This window comes from Sinomicrobium weinanense (genome assembly GCF_018863395.1).
Classification (GTDB): Bacteria; Bacteroidota; Bacteroidia; order Flavobacteriales; family Flavobacteriaceae; genus Sinomicrobium; species Sinomicrobium weinanense.
The window spans coordinates 917,309-931,956 of record NZ_JAHKRR010000001.1 but is presented as its reverse complement, the minus strand read 5'-3'; the positions used below and the strand labels follow the sequence as shown (position 1 = coordinate 931,956).

The 14,648-nt window shown below is 45.8% G+C and carries 12 protein-coding genes; 2 read left to right on the top strand and 10 right to left on the bottom strand.

The window, feature by feature from the left end:
• Nucleotides 1-287: 287 nt before the first annotated feature.
• The 6 genes from KN811_RS04085 to KN811_RS04060 form a co-directional block, all read right to left on the bottom strand.
• Complete coding sequence (locus KN811_RS04085; RefSeq protein ID WP_187967270.1) at nucleotides 288-2,096, bottom strand: acyl-CoA dehydrogenase family protein; 1,809 nt, start codon at nucleotides 2,094-2,096, stop codon at nucleotides 288-290.
• A gap of 97 nt (nucleotides 2,097-2,193) precedes the next feature.
• Nucleotides 2,194-2,544, bottom strand: coding sequence for a four helix bundle protein (locus tag KN811_RS04080; protein ID WP_187967271.1), 351 nt, complete (start codon nucleotides 2,542-2,544; stop codon nucleotides 2,194-2,196).
• Nucleotides 2,545-2,628: 84 nt separating this feature from the next.
• Nucleotides 2,629-3,816, bottom strand: a complete 1,188-nt coding sequence (locus tag KN811_RS04075) for an acetyl-CoA C-acyltransferase (protein WP_187967272.1) — start codon at nucleotides 3,814-3,816, stop codon at nucleotides 2,629-2,631.
• Between the two features lie 46 nt (nucleotides 3,817-3,862).
• On the bottom strand, nucleotides 3,863-4,228 hold the full coding sequence (locus KN811_RS04070; RefSeq protein ID WP_187967273.1) for a four helix bundle protein: 366 nt from the start codon (nucleotides 4,226-4,228) through the stop codon (nucleotides 3,863-3,865).
• 61 nt (nucleotides 4,229-4,289) lie between these two features.
• Entirely contained in the window at nucleotides 4,290-6,695 is a 2,406-nt protein-coding gene (locus tag KN811_RS04065; protein ID WP_187967274.1) for a 3-hydroxyacyl-CoA dehydrogenase/enoyl-CoA hydratase family protein, read from the bottom strand.
• A 232-nt stretch (nucleotides 6,696-6,927) separates the two neighbouring features.
• Nucleotides 6,928-7,362 (bottom strand): MarR family winged helix-turn-helix transcriptional regulator, encoded by a 435-nt coding sequence (locus tag KN811_RS04060; protein WP_187967275.1) that lies wholly within the window; start codon nucleotides 7,360-7,362, stop codon nucleotides 6,928-6,930.
• Between the two features lie 427 nt (nucleotides 7,363-7,789).
• Here KN811_RS04060 and KN811_RS04055 point away from each other — a divergent pair, with 427 nt between their 5' ends.
• Nucleotides 7,790-9,142, top strand: a complete 1,353-nt coding sequence (locus KN811_RS04055) for an alpha-L-fucosidase (protein ID WP_187967276.1) — start codon at nucleotides 7,790-7,792, stop codon at nucleotides 9,140-9,142.
• Nucleotides 9,143-9,501: 359 nt separating this feature from the next.
• Here KN811_RS04055 and KN811_RS04050 read toward each other — a convergent pair whose 3' ends face one another.
• The 4 genes from KN811_RS04050 to KN811_RS04035 form a co-directional block, all read right to left on the bottom strand.
• Entirely contained in the window at nucleotides 9,502-11,295 is a 1,794-nt protein-coding gene (locus KN811_RS04050) for an AMP-dependent synthetase/ligase (RefSeq protein ID WP_187967277.1), read from the bottom strand.
• Nucleotides 11,296-11,551: 256 nt separating this feature from the next.
• On the bottom strand, nucleotides 11,552-12,016 hold the full coding sequence (locus KN811_RS04045; protein ID WP_187967278.1) for an SRPBCC family protein: 465 nt from the start codon (nucleotides 12,014-12,016) through the stop codon (nucleotides 11,552-11,554).
• A 264-nt stretch (nucleotides 12,017-12,280) separates the two neighbouring features.
• A complete protein-coding gene (locus tag KN811_RS04040; RefSeq protein WP_187967279.1) occupies nucleotides 12,281-12,718 on the bottom strand; it encodes an SRPBCC family protein in 438 nt (145 codons plus the stop codon).
• Between the two features lie 54 nt (nucleotides 12,719-12,772).
• Entirely contained in the window at nucleotides 12,773-13,078 is a 306-nt protein-coding gene (locus KN811_RS04035) for an ArsR/SmtB family transcription factor (protein WP_187967280.1), read from the bottom strand.
• Nucleotides 13,079-13,398: 320 nt separating this feature from the next.
• On the opposite strand from KN811_RS04035, the gene KN811_RS04030 reads away from it, so the two are divergent.
• Entirely contained in the window at nucleotides 13,399-14,511 is a 1,113-nt protein-coding gene (locus tag KN811_RS04030; protein ID WP_187967281.1) for a D-TA family PLP-dependent enzyme, read from the top strand.
• Nucleotides 14,512-14,648 lie beyond the last annotated feature (137 nt).

The window sequence follows — 14,648 nt, the reverse complement described above, 5'->3', positions numbered from 1 at the left end:
GGGTTTTGTTTTTATCACAAAGGTTCACAAAGCAGGCACAAAGAGACACAGAGCATTGTAATTAATGGTAAAATTTAAAAAGCCAGCCCGCAGATATCGCAGATAGGCGCTGATTTTTATTGCTTTCTGCAGAAAAAAACCGGGTAAAATACTTGTTGAACAGGCTGAAAATTAAATCAAGTATTGTTTTACATCATGCGCTTTACACTCCTTCTAATATAAAAAAACGCCCTGAACAATACAGGGCGTTTTCAACCAACCAAAACCTCCCGGCGATGAAACCGGGATTAGAATTTATATTCGTTATCTGCGATCAACTTGTCCGCAATAGTGTTCCTCAGGGCAACTACGTTGGGGATGTTCGTATATTTTGTAAAGCGTTTGAGGCCCATGAGCATCATGCGCTGCTCGTCGCCTTCTGCAAACGAAACGATCCCTTCTTTTCCTTTCAGGTTAATGATATCCACAGCTTTGTACAGGTACAACCTGGCCATGGCTATCTGTGCGGCTGCCTTGTCTTCTCCTTCTTTTTTGGCGAGTTTTTCCGTTCTGAGTATTACGGACTCGGCCATATATATCTCAATAAGGATATCGGCAGCGGCCATGAGCAACTGTTGATGCTCTTCCAGTTGCGGGCCGTACTTCTGAACTGCAGATCCGGCCACCATAAGAAATACCTTTTTCAGTTTGCCGATCATTTCCTTTTCTTCGGAGAATAAATCGGAATAGTCGGGCGTATCGAAGGAAGGGATCCCCATCAGTTCGTCTGCGACATTCTGGGCAGGGGTAAGGAGGTCTACATGTCCCTTCATGGCTTTTTTTACGAGCATCCCAACGGTGAGCATCCGGTTGATCTCATTGGTACCTTCGTAGATACGGGAAATACGGGCATCCCTCCAGGCGGCTTCCATCGGGGTGTCTTCAGAAAAGCCCATACCGCCGAAGATCTGTATGCCTTCGTCAGTACAGTTCTGCACATCTTCTGAAGCGGCTACCTTGAGTATGGAACATTCGATGGCATATTCTTCCACGCCTTTGAGTTCGGCTTCCTGGTGGCTGTTACCTTCCGATTTCCGGATGGCTATCCGGTCTTCAATATTTTTCGCTGCCCGGTAACATGCCGATTCGCCGGCATAAGCCGTAGCGGCCATTTCCGCCAGTTTAGCTTTTATGGCCCCGAATTGGGCGATAGGTGTTTTGAACTGTACGCGTTCGTTGGCGTATTTTACCGAATTGCTGATCACGCGCCTCTGGGCATCCAGGCAGGCGGCGGCCAGTTTTATTCGGCCTATGTTCAGGGCATTCATGGCGATCTTAAAACCATTGCCTCTTTCGGAAAGCATGTTTTCTACGGGAACTTTGGTCTCGTTAAAAAATACCTGCCGGGTAGAGGAGGCCCGGATACCGAGCTTGTGTTCTTCCTCTCCGAGGGTAATGCCGTTTTCCGGATCGTATTCCACAATAAACCCGGTGATGTACTTATCGTCCTCAATACGGGCAAATACGATCATGAGGTCGCAAAACCCGGCATTGGATATCCACATTTTCTGGCCGGATATAAGGTAGTGTTTTCCGTCCTCACTGAGTACTGCTTTGGTCTTTCCGCTATTGGCATCACTTCCCGCGCCGGGTTCAGTGAGGCAGTAGCAGCCAAACCATTCTCCTGTGGCCAGTCTGGGTACGTATTTCTTTTTTTGTTCTTCGGTTCCGTAGAGGAGGATGGGCATGGTGCCTATTCCGGTATGCGCCCCGAAGGCAGTGGCTATGGAGCCCGTTGCCCCGGAAATATAATCACAGACCAGCATGGTGGACACAAAATCCATTCCCATACCCCCGTATTCTTCCGGAACAGCTACGCTCAGCAGGCCGAGTTCACCGGCTTTCCGCATGATCTCTTCGGTAAAGGCATAGTCCTTTTTTTCGAAGCGTTCTTTATTGGGCCATACTTCCCGGTCGATAAAGTCCCTTACGGTGTCGCGCATCATCTTTTGCTCCTCTGAGAAGTCTTCCGGAGTGAAGACGTCTTCGCATGCGGTTTCCCTGACCAGGAACTGCCCGCCGCGGAGGATGTTGTCTTTTTCTGTTGTTGTTTCCATTTTTTTTTAGATTTTATGTAGAGTACAAAGTATTAAGTACCAAGTACTAAGTATAATTGTGTAGGTGATTTTGATGACCGAATACTTTGCTCTGTCGTTACAATAATGATTTTTGTAGCGAATAGTTCATTTTACAAACTTCAAGGAGTTCTTTTATAATGGGTTGTACTCTTTCTTTTGTTGAAAATTTTAGTCTTTCCGAAAGATATAATTGAGTGAGTAATTCGAATGACGAACCATTGGTAACTCCTAAAAACTGCTTAAATTCACCATTAGAATTCCTTCCTGCACCTTCCGCAATATTCGAAGGAATAGAAACACTGCTACGCCTGATCTGTGAAGTTAAATTGTATTTCTCTTCTTTAGGAAAATCAGCTGAAACCCGGTAACAATGTTCTGCTATATCCATAGCCTTTTGCCAGATCTTTAGTTCTTCAAATCGATGCATAATTTAAGTTTTATCAGTTTCACTTATTATATCACAACACTGTACTTAATACTTGGTACTTAGTACTTAGTACTATGTACTCTCTTAACCCAGAAGTTCATAAATCCCCGCTGCACCCTGCCCGGTACCTACACACATGGTTACCATACCGTATTTATTGCCCCTGAGCTTCATTTCGTTAAACAATTGTACCGAAAGTTTGGCCCCGGTACATCCCAGCGGGTGGCCCAGGGAGATTGCACCGCCATTTACATTTACAATATCGGGGTCCATGCCCAGTTCGCGGATCACTGCAAGCGATTGAGAAGCGAAGGCTTCATTGAGTTCTACGAGTTCGATATCCTTTAACTGCATCCCGGCTTGCTTCAGTGCTTTGGGAATGGCTTTTATCGGGCCTATTCCCATAATACGGGGTTCTACACCGGCTGAGGCAAAGCTCACCAGCCGGGCTATGGGTTCGAGGTTGAGTTCTTTTACCATTTCTTCGCTCATTACCATAACAAAAGCCGCTCCATCGCTCATCTGGGACGAGTTTCCGGCAGTGACGCTCCCTCCATTGGCAAATACGGGCCTGAGCCTGGCCAGAGCTTCCATTGAGGTATCTGCCCGGGGGCCTTCGTCTTTGGTTACGGTATATGACCTTGTCGCTTTTTTTCCTGAAGCATCAACAAACACCTGTTCGATCTCAATAGGGACGATTTGCTTGTCAAACTTACCCTCAGCCTGGGCTTTCAGGGCTTTTTGATGGGAATTATAAGCAAACTCGTCCTGGTCTTCGCGGGAGACCTTGAATTTTTCCGCAACGGCTTCAGCGGTTAGCCCCATACCCCAGTAATAATCTTCATGCCCGGCCTTGGCCATACCGTAGTCGGGAACGGGTTTATATCCTCCCATGGGGATATAACTCATGCTTTCCGCCCCGCCGGCAATGATACAGTCGGCCATTCCTGTCTGTATTTTGGCGGTGGCCATGCCTATGGTCTCTATTCCGGAGGCGCAGTAGCGGTTTACCGTTACCCCGGGTACGTCGACAATATCAAGTCCCATCAGGGAAATGAGCCGCCCCATGTTCAGGCCCTGTTCGGCTTCGGGCATGGCATTGCCTACCATGACGTCGTCTATACGGCTTTTGTCGAGGTCCGGGAGCTCTTTCAGGAGGTGCTGAATGGTCTCTGCGGCCAGTTCATCGGGCCTTTTGAACCGGAAAGTTCCCCTGGGGGCTTTGCCTACGGCGGTTCTGTATGCTTTGACTATGTATGCTGTTTGTTTCATAGTATTGTGATTTATGACTTATGACTTCAAGACTTAAGACGTAGGACTAATTTTGGGATAATCCATCTATAAATTTTGAAATCATTGCTTGAATTTTATTGATTTTTGTCTCTAAATGCGTATATGTTTTTTCTGACACATATCCCACTTCAAAGGCAATAATGAGTTGTGTTTCCCATTCATATGCCGATCCAAGTGCATTTTCAAGGTATTGAATAAAATGTTTATTTGTGCTTCGGGCTGTCCCCTCTGCAATATTTGATGGAATAGAAACAGCTGAACGTTGCATTTGACTACATAGACCATAAACCTCAGATTTAGGGAATATTTTAGTGGTTGCATAGGTCTCCTTAGCTATCTGTATACCATCTTTCCAAATAGCTAATTTTCTAAAATTGTGTGTTGAAGCCATAATCATTTAGTTCTAAGTTCTAAGTCCTATGTCTTAAGTCGTAAAGTCTTAAGTCAAACAATTAATTTCTCAGTGGTTTCCCTGTCTTCAGCATATGCTGTATCCTCTCCAGGGTTTTTCGTTCGGTACAGAGGGAGAGGAAGGCTTCTCTTTCCAGATCGAGCAGGTATTGCTCGCTTACAAGCGTTGCTTCGGAAAGGTCGCCCCCGGCCATGACATAGGCGAGTTTGTTGGCGATCTTTTTGTCGTGTTCTGAAATATATTTTCCGGCTTCCATACTATCCGTTCCTACAAGGAACATGCCCAGTGCCTGTTTGCCGAGGACTTTGACGTCTTTTCTCCGTACGGGCCGGGTGTAACCTGCTTCAGCGAGAAGAAGCGCATGCTTTTTGGCTTCGGCGATCTGACGGTCTTTATTGACCACCACAATGTCCTTCCCTTTCTGGAGAATACCAAAATCATAGGCTTCATAGGCCGATGTGGCCACCTTGGCCATTCCGATGGTGAGGAAATACTCGCGAAGGACATTCAGTTCCACATCATCTTTTTTAAAGGTGTCGGCCGCTCTCAGTGCCATTTCCTTGGAGCCTCCGCCGCCAGGGATGACACCTACGCCAAATTCCACCAGTCCGATATAGGTTTCTGCTGCGGCGACTACCTTGTCGGCATGCATGCTCATCTCGCATCCGCCGCCGAGGGTCATGCCGTGCGGGGCAACAACAACGGGAATGGAAGAATACCGTACCCGCATTATGGTGTCCTGGAACATTTTTATGGCCATATGGAGTTCGTCGTATTCCTGTTCTGCGGCCATCATAAAGATCATTCCGAGATTGGCACCAACGGAAAAGTTGGCCGCCTGGTTACCGATGACCAATCCGGCATATTCCTTTTCGGCCAGGTCAATGGCCTTGTTAATGCCCTGTAACACCCCGCCGCCGATGGTATTCATTTTGGACTGGAATTCCAGGTTGAGGATACCGTCGCCCAGGTCTTCTATAACGGCTTCGCTGTTACTCCATACTTTTTTGCTTTCGCGTATGTTGTCAAGAATGATAAAGGCATCCTGTCCGGGTACTTTTACCTGTGTTTTGGACGGGATATCATAATAATAGGTAGCTCCTTCCTTTACGGTATAAAAGCTGTCATTCCCGGAAGAGAGCATTTCACTGACCCAGGCTGCGGGCTCATATCCTTCGGCCTTTATGATCTCCATACCTTTTTCCACCCCGATGGCATCCCATATTTCAAAAGGGCCGTTTTCCCAGCCGAAACCGGCTTTCATGGCATCGTCGATCTTAAACAGGTCGTCTGTGATCTCGGGGATACGGTTGGAGACATAGGCAAACATGGCCGAGAAGTTCTTGCGGTAAAATTCGCCGGCCTTATCCTTCCCGCCCACAAGTACTTTAAACCGGTCTATGGGCCTGTCTATGGTCTTGGTAAGCTCGAGCGTGGCAAAGGAGGCTTTTTTACGGGGGCGGTATTCCATGGTATCAAGGTCGAGCGAAAGTATTTCGCTTTTCCCGGCATCATTTTTTATCTTTTTGTAAAACCCTTGCCCGGTTTTGCTTCCCAGCCACTTGTTTTCCATCATGGTATTGATAAATCCGGGCAGTTTAAACAGCTCATGAGCTTCGTCATCCGGGCAATTTTCGTAGAGGCCGTTGGCTACGTGTACCAGGGTGTCCAGCCCTACAACATCTACCGTGCGGAAGGTGGCGGATTTGGGGCGCCCTATGACGGGGCCCGTAAGTTTGTCCACTTCTTCGATGGTAAGTCCCATTTCCTTAACCTGATGGAAAAGGCTCATAATGCCGAAAATCCCGATACGGTTACCGATAAAGGCCGGGGTATCTTTAGCTACAACAGAAGTTTTTCCGAGGAATTTATCGCCATAGGCATTGAGGAAATCGAGGACTTCTTTTGAAGTTTCCGGCCCGGGGATGATCTCAAAAAGTTTCAGGTATCTTGCGGGGTTAAAGAAATGCGTGCCGCAGAAGTGTTGCCGGAAGTCTTCGCTCCGCCCTTCGCTCATAAAGTGAATCGGGATCCCCGAAGTATTGGAGGTAACGAGGGATCCGGGTGTGCGGTGTTGTTCGACCTGTTCAAAGATCTTTTTCTTGATATCGAGCCGCTCTACGACCACTTCGATGATCCAGTCCGCATCAGCGATCCCGGAAATATCATCTTCGAGGTTCCCGGTGGATATCCGTCCTGCAAATTTTTTGTGATAGATAGGAGAGGGGTTGGATTTTAATGCAGATGCCAGGTTGTCGTTTACAATACGGTTACGTACGGCCTTGTCTTCCAGGCTCAGCCCTTTCTGCTGTTCCCTGTCCGTGAGTTCCCGGGGAACAATGTCGAGGAGCAGCACCTCTGCACCGATATTGGCAAAATGGCAGGCAATACCACTTCCCATAATGCCGGAACCAATGACCGCTACCTTTTTAATGTGTCGTTTCATAAATTATGATTTTTCAGGTCCGAAGCCAGAGGTCCGAGGTCCGAGGTTTTGCATACGGGATAACTCTGCTTCTGACTTCCTACTTTTTTATATGTGTTCGGGTGTTGTTATATATTCATTAAATCTGTCTTTGTATTGAGGACGTAAAATTTTAAGTCCCTGCATATTCCATTCTTTGTACTTTGTACTTTGTTCTTCGTACTTTGTACTTTGTACTTTGTACTTCATTCTTTTACCGGTATATCTTTTTTTCTACAATAAGATTATTGATCACTTCGATAACCTCAAAAAAATGGCGGAGCTTTTCTTCGGAAACCTGCTCCTGGACAACCTCGTTGAATTTCAGCACCACCGTCTTGGACTGTTCCCTTTTTTCCCTGCCCAGTTCGGTGAGACATATAAGCACGCTCCGGCCGTCCTCAGGGTTGGGCTTGCGTTCAATAAGCCCTTTGGATTCCATGTTTTTCAATATCCTGGAGAGGCTGGTAGCTTCCATTCCCATTTTAGGCCCGAGCGAGGTGGAAGGGGTTCCCTTTTCCCGGTCAATGCTCAGCAGGGTAAACCCGGTGGCCATCGTTGTGTCGTATTTACCGGCTTCTTCGTTATACATCCTGGCGACGGCCTGCCAGGTAGCCCTCAGGGCATAATCTATGGTTTTGTCTTTCATGCATTTAAAATTTTTTGCGAAGATGAAATGTGCAAAAAATTTATTGCACAGATAGCACCGCTACACTCTTACATAAAGTTTTTTTAATCACACCCTCCGGGTAGTTTTTGATTAAAAAAAATCATGTTCGTTTCATCTGGATGGGCCTGAATGCCAAATATACAAAAATTTGCTATGCATGCATAATAAATAAAACTTAAATTTCACTATCAACAGCAAGGACTATTAATTTATGACATTTTTTTAACAAAAACCTGCAAGACCTGATGCCTTAACAATAATTTAAAGGAAATGCAAAAGGGTGGTCAGTAAAACGGTCATACCGATCACCGAATACTGGATTACTGACCGCTGATTACCGATTACCGGGATACCGAACAAAAGCGTATATTTGTTTTCGAACACGTTTTTATAATTTATGGTCCAGATGAAAAAATTAAACTACTTACTTGCCTTATCTTTTTGTGTACTGTCCGTTATGGGTTATGGACAGGGTAATGAAAAACTATCGGATGCGGTCGATGAGCGTAAAATGGAATGGTTTGCCGATGCCAAACTGGGAATATTTATCCATTGGGGGATCTATGCGGTAAACGGGATCGACGAATCCTGGTCTTTTTATAACGACAAAATATCTCATAAGGATTATATGAAACAGCTCCGCGGTTTTACGGCGGACAAATACGATCCGGAGTACTGGGCAGACCTCATTAAAGAGAGCGGGGCGCAGTATGCCGTGCTCACTTCCCGCCATCACGACGGAGTGGCCCTGTGGAACAGCAAACAGGGGGGCGTGAATACCATAAAAGACACCCCGGCCAAACGCGACCTGGTAACTCCATTTGTAAATGCCATAAAAGCCAGGGATATTAAGGTAGGGATGTATTATTCCCTTTCCAATTGGTCTCACAAGGATTACAACGAATTTACCCGCGAAGAAAAACGCTACGACATTAAGAAAGAGCCCAGGCGTTGGGAGCGTTACAAAAAATACATGTTCGGACAGATACGGGAAGTGGCAGAGAACTTTAACCCCGACCTGTGGTGGTTCGACGGCGACTGGGAGCACAGTGCTGAAGAGTGGGAGGCCCCGAAGGTGAGGGAGCTATTGCTTAAGAACAACCCGAACACTATCATTAATTCCAGGTTACAGGGGCATGGAGACTATTCCACACCGGAACAGGGGACCCCGATATTCAATCCCCCTGCAAAATACTGGGAACTTTGCCTTACCATGAACGGGAGCTGGGGTTATCAACCTCTGGATACCGAATATAAAACCCCTTATGAGGTGGTCCGGATCTTTGTAGATATGGTAAGCATGGGCGGTAACCTGCTGCTGGATATCGGTCCTAAAGCAAACGGGGAAATCCCGGAAGAGCAGGTACATATTTTAAAGGAACTGGGACAATGGCTCAACAAACACAAAGAAGCGATCTATGCTACCCGAAAGGGAATAGACCTGCACTATTTCTACGGGCCGACCACCTTGTCCAAAGACCGGAAAACCCTTTATCTTTTTGTGCCCGGAACATCAGAAAACGAACTGGTGCTGAAAGGAGTTAAGAACAAGATCAATTCTGTCAGCGTAGTAGGCAGCGGAGAGCAACTGGACTTTTATACCAAGGGGGCGATAGACTGGGCCAAATATCCGGGTATCGCATATATCAAAGTCCCGGAAAATGTTATTGACACTTATATGACCGTATTGAAAGTAGAGCTGGACAGCCCGCTGGAACTGTTCAATAAGTATGGCCCGAAAGTGGAAGAAGAGAAATAGTTTTTTAGTTTTGGAGTTGGGGAGTTTACACCCCTCTGCCTTTGCTTCGGCAAGCTCAGTAACCATGGCATCTCCCCTCAAGGGGAGAAAAAATAATCTTTTTAACTCCGGAACTACTCTACTCATCAACTCCAAGACTAAAAAAACAAAAGTCCTTAAAAATTTTGGTTTGCTTGTTGTCCGGGTGGTCGAGAGTGAGGTAGTTTTTGATTATGAAAAAACAAATTTAGGAAAACAATACCCGATTAGGCCGGTGGGGCACATAGCACCCAAACAATTTTTTAAGGACTTCTTTCACTATATTCCGGCAATACGCAGGGGGAGGAGTGGTGCCGGATCTCTTATCTTATATCATGTTTTTACTTTTTGTTTCCGTTTTCGTGATTATAGATCTTGTCATACAGGTCTTTGTGTATTTCCCGGATGATCTTTCGTTTCAGTTTTAATGTAGGCGTAAGGTGGCCGCTTTCGATGGACCATACATCGGGGGTCAGTTCAAATTTCTTGATCTGTTCCCAATGGCCGAATTTTTTATTGTACCGTGCAATCTCTTCAGCATAGCGGGCTATGACCTCCTGATTTTTTACGATCTCCTGGTTTGTCGTGCCAATATCGATCTTTTTCCGTGCCGCCCATTCTTTGATAAACTCAAAATTGGGCTGTATAAAAGCGGCAGGCAATTTTTCGCCTTCCCCGATAACCATGATCTGCTCTATAAAACGCGATTGTTTCATTTCGTTCTCGATGATCTGCGGGGCAATATATTTCCCCCCGGACGTCTTGAACATTTCCTTTTTCCGGTCAGTGATCCGTAAAAAACCTTCTTCGTCCACTTCTCCGATATCCCCGGTATGGAAATACCCGTTGGTCATGGACGCTTCCGTTTTTTCGGGTTCCTTGTAATACCCCATCATTACATTGGGGCCCTTACACAGTATTTCCCCGTCTTCGGCTATTTTCACTTCCACTCCCGGGATTATTTTTCCCACAGTTCCTATTTTCCATCCACGGTTTTCCTGGCAGTTCACGGCAATTACCGGTGATGTTTCGGTAAGGCCATAGCCTTCCATAACGGGAATACCGGCTGCTGCAAATGCCCTGCCTAACCTGGGTTGTAAGGCCCCGGCACCAGAAACCATGACATCCAGTTGGCCTCCCAAAGCCTGCTGCCACTTACTAAAGATCAGCTTACGGGCAAGGCTCAGCTGCCATTCGTACCACCAACCGTTAGCTTTGTATGGCTGATATTTTTCTCCGAGTTCCAGCGCCCAGAAAAAGAGTTTTTTCTTAATGCCCGTAAGCTCCGCGCCTTTGGCGTATATCTTGTCATACACTTTTTCCAGAAGCCTCGGCACTACGGTCATGACATTGGGGCTTACCTCCTTGAGATTGTCTCCCATTTTATCTATGGATTCGGCGAAATAAACGGAGATCCCGTAATATTGATACAGGTAAACCACCATACGCTCAAAAACATGGCAGATGGGGAGGAAGCTCAAGGCCCTGGAATTTCCTGCATTGAGCGGCACCCTTTCAGAACAACTCAGCACGTTAGATACAAGGTTGTTGTGCGACAACATAACTCCCTTGGGCCTTCCGGTAGTTCCGGAAGTGTAGATCAATGTGGCAAGGTCTTCCGGTTTTATGGATTTTTTCCTGGCTTCTACTTCTTCCTGGTTAGCATCGTCCTTTCCCTGTTCCAGGATCTCTGTCCAGTGTTTTATACCGTCGATCTTATCGAATGAATACACTTCCTTCAGTGCAGGTACCTTGCTCTGTATAGCATTGACCTTGACCAGCACCTCTTCATCAGACACAAAACAATAAACAGCCCCTGAATGGTTCAGTATATATTGGTAGTCTTCTTCAGAAATGGTAGGATAGATGGGGACGGTCTGTGCGCCTGTCTGAAGTATCCCGATATCGAGGATATGCCACTCAGTACGGTTGTTGGAAGAGATTATGGCTATCTTGTCATTTTTCTCCAGCCCTATTCTCAGAAGCCCCCTGCTTATTGCAGCCGCTTTTTCTACGTAGTCTGCACTGGAGGTCTTTTTCCATTCACCGTTCTGCTTGGTTACTAAAGCATCTTTAAGATCATATGTTTTGAGTTGGTAATGGGGGATGTCAAAAATACGGGTAACTTCGGTCATCTTCTGCTGTTTTAAACCCTGTCCTCTTACAGTAAATATACGGAAATATCCGGACAATCGGGATTGCAAATTATAAAAATTGTCGATATAAACCAATGTGATCTGTAAAAAAAAGAGCTGATCGTTATCAACTCTTCAAATTAAAGCCATACTTCCGGTAAGGTATTTATTTCACTATATCTCATTAAACAACAGGAAGTACCCCTTGTTTTCTGATGACAAACAAAGCAAAAATGAAATGTAGGTTTACTATTTTTTACTTAATGTTCCGGTCGGGGAACTTGTCGGCAATAAGATTAAGTTGTATTCCGTGTTCGAGGTAGGCTTTAAGTCCGTCCAATACGGTAGTAAACCCTCCGGTGGAATCCATGATAACCCGGAGTAGTTCATCTCCTTCCTTGTCAAATCCGTAGTTGCGGATCACTACATAGGTGGCATGGCCTCCATGGGGCGTAAATTCGAAATCGACTGTGGTAGGAGGGGAGTTCCATGTGATGGATATCAATTTATCAGCCTTTATTTCCTTTACGAAAACATCGGTAGAAAAGCCGTACATTTCCCATTCCCAGGTCACGGATTTTCCCGGTTCGAGACTACCGCTTCCTTTGGTAAACCAGAAGTTCCGGGTGATCTCCGGATCGATAAATGCCTGAAAAACGGTAGCAACAGGCTTTCGGATAAGCATTTGTGCTTCAACACAGTTTGATCTGTTTGTCGTCATCGTTATTTGATTATCAAGTTAAAGGTTCAAGCCCTGCAATTTCATTGCGGTTACTTTAGCTTCTATAGCTTTTGCCACGAATACACTGATATATATTAATAGTTAAAAAATGATTCGTGAATCCGTGGCAGACAGACTTTCAGTCTGATATAAACCTGCAGATCTCAAATCCATAGGAGCGGTTTAATTAATCCGGTCTCCAGACAGGCTGACCGATACTTCCGGGCATTCCTGCCGTATCGGTCCGCCGTCCCGGGAGATACTTTATCCTTTTACAACGCTTTCCACAAAACCGGGGAGTGCCGTACCCATAATATACGTCCAGCCTTCGGCAAAGTTTTCCGGGGCCAGGTCCGGGTTGCTTTCCGGGAAGGTCTCCAGGCCTTCGTGGGTGAGCTTTATCCGGGTTCGGTCCCCTTCAGGGAACAATTCAAAAATAACGTGTGAGTTTCCCTCATAGCCATCGTAACGCCAGGTGTAGGACAATTTCCTGTTCTCCACGACTTCGGTTACCTGGCACAAGTGAAGATACATCTTTTCATCTTTTCCTGCCATAAACTGGAATTTAAACCCTACTTCGGGACGAAATTCTGCCAGGTCAAAGTACCATTGCTTCATCTGCTCTTTAACGGTAAGGGCCTGCCATACCTTTTCTACGGGAGCATTCAGCGTCCGTTCAATGATTAATGGATCGTTTTTCATAAAATACTTGAGTTTAAATGGTTTTATCTTCTTTGCGGAGCAGGGTGGAGGCTTTTAATTGTTGTCCAGAAAATCTTCCAGGGCATCCAGCTTGCTGTTCCAGAATTTCCGGTATTGTTCTATCCATTCCGATACTTCCCTTAATTTACCGAACTTCGCCTCGCAATATCTTTCCCTGCCCTGTGGCTTGATCGCTACCAGTCCGCATTCCGTAAGTATCTTGATATGTTTGGATATGGCCGGCCGGCTCACATTAAAATTATCTGCGATCTGATTGACGGTAAGTCTTTCACTGGCCAGTAAGTGAATGATCGCCCTCCGGTTAGGGTCGGCTATGGCCTGGAATACATCTCTCCTCATCTTATATGTAACATTTTGGTTACAAATCTATATAAAACCATTCGGTTACACAATTTTATTTTGATGTTTTTTGTTCTGACGGATGATAACAGGAGGGTAAATGTGCTGATTTACAAAGACTTATAGAGATTTATTGAATGGGTGTGTGATTATTGAGTTATGTCGTAAGCCTTGTTTTACCACAAAGGTTCACAAAGCAGGTACAAAGTGACACAGAGAGCCCGGAAAGAAAAACGTAAATCACTTCCGGATAAAAGCTGCCGGAAATACAGCGGTTTTAGTTAATTTTGAGGCTGTTTACAACCCTTAAAACAACTTTTATGAAACCGTGGTTTACCATAAGTAATATAGCAGAAGTCGATTCCCCGTCGGCCGTATTGTATGAGGGCCACCTGGCCTACAATCTCCATAAAATGCTGGAAATGACCGGAGGTGATACCCGTAGGTTACGCCCTCACATCAAGACCAATAAAATGCCTGAAGTGATAAAGCGTATGATCGGGCTGGGGATAAAGAATTTCAAGGCTTCGACCATAGCAGAAGCAGAAATGGCAGCGGAGGAAGGTGCAGACAGTGTTTTAATAGCACATCAGCTTGTAGGGCCAAAGGTGAAAAGGCTTTTTACGCTTGCCCAACGTTTTCCGGCTACGGAATTTTCTACCATAGTGGACAATCCGGAATCTGCGGCAGGGCTGGATATGGAAGCGGGAAAGCGAGGTAATAAGCCGGTAAAGATCTATGTGGATATCAATAACGGGATGAACAGGTCGGGGATAGAGCCGGGGCCGGAACTTTATAAATTGATTGATGAGATAAATAATTTTAATCATTTAATTTTAAAAGGATTACATGTTTATGACGGACATCATCGGGACCAGGACTACCCGACCCGGAAACACAAGGTAGAGGAGGGGTTCCGGGACATTCTTGCCCTGTATAAAAGCCTGAAGAAAAACAGGCCGCACCTGGAGCTTATATCGGGCGGAACGCCTTCTTTTACTTCACATTTAAAGGAGAAGGAGCGGATATGCAGCCCGGGAACCTGTGTGTTCTGGGACTGGGGGTATAACGAAAAACTTACGGAGCAGGACTTTAAATTTGCCGTACTCCTCGTAAGCCGGGTCATTTCCAAACCCACAAATGGTATAGTGACCATAGACCTCGGGCATAAGGCCGTAGCTTCAGAAAACCCTATCCACAACAGGGTAAGGTTCCTGAACCTGTCTGGTTACGAACTTCTTTCGCAGAGTGAAGAACACGGGGTCCTCCGGGTACAGGACTGGGAAAATATCAAAGTAGGGGATGTGCTGTATGGTGTGCCGTATCATATATGTCCCACGATCAACCTCCACGACGAGGTTTCCGTGATCAGGAAAGGCAAAAAAGCAGAGGTCTGGGAAATTACTGCCAGGAGGCGCCGTATTACGATTTAAAAACGGCCCGGGGAAAGCTAAAAAGCACGAACCTGGAAGCTAAGCACGGGAAAATTGGTCATAATCAGGAATTTATCATAATATATTCCTTGGAGGGAAATTCAGAAATCTTACCTTTGTAGCTAAAGGACTAAAAA

Excerpts from the sequence above, each read along its gene's own strand:
- KN811_RS04080 (WP_187967271.1), bottom strand. The coding sequence starts at position 2,544 with ATGCATCGATTTGAAGAACTAAAGATCTGGCAAAAGGCTATGGATATA.
- KN811_RS04045 (WP_187967278.1), bottom strand. The coding sequence starts at position 12,016 with ATGACGACAAACAGATCAAACTGTGTTGAAGCACAAATGCTTATCCGA.
- KN811_RS04065 (WP_187967274.1), bottom strand. The coding sequence starts at position 6,695 with ATGAAACGACACATTAAAAAGGTAGCGGTCATTGGTTCCGGCATTATG.
- KN811_RS04060 (WP_187967275.1), bottom strand. The coding sequence starts at position 7,362 with ATGAAAGACAAAACCATAGATTATGCCCTGAGGGCTACCTGGCAGGCC.
- KN811_RS04035 (WP_187967280.1), bottom strand. The coding sequence starts at position 13,078 with ATGAGGAGAGATGTATTCCAGGCCATAGCCGACCCTAACCGGAGGGCG.
- KN811_RS04075 (WP_187967272.1), bottom strand. The coding sequence starts at position 3,816 with ATGAAACAAACAGCATACATAGTCAAAGCATACAGAACCGCCGTAGGC.
- KN811_RS04050 (WP_187967277.1), bottom strand. The coding sequence starts at position 11,295 with ATGACCGAAGTTACCCGTATTTTTGACATCCCCCATTACCAACTCAAA.
- KN811_RS04070 (WP_187967273.1), bottom strand. The coding sequence starts at position 4,228 with ATGGCTTCAACACACAATTTTAGAAAATTAGCTATTTGGAAAGATGGT.
- KN811_RS04040 (WP_187967279.1), bottom strand. The coding sequence starts at position 12,718 with ATGAAAAACGATCCATTAATCATTGAACGGACGCTGAATGCTCCCGTA.
- KN811_RS04085 (WP_187967270.1), bottom strand. The coding sequence starts at position 2,096 with ATGGAAACAACAACAGAAAAAGACAACATCCTCCGCGGCGGGCAGTTC.
- KN811_RS04030 (WP_187967281.1), top strand. The coding sequence starts at position 13,399 with ATGAAACCGTGGTTTACCATAAGTAATATAGCAGAAGTCGATTCCCCG.
- KN811_RS04055 (WP_187967276.1), top strand. The coding sequence starts at position 7,790 with ATGAAAAAATTAAACTACTTACTTGCCTTATCTTTTTGTGTACTGTCC.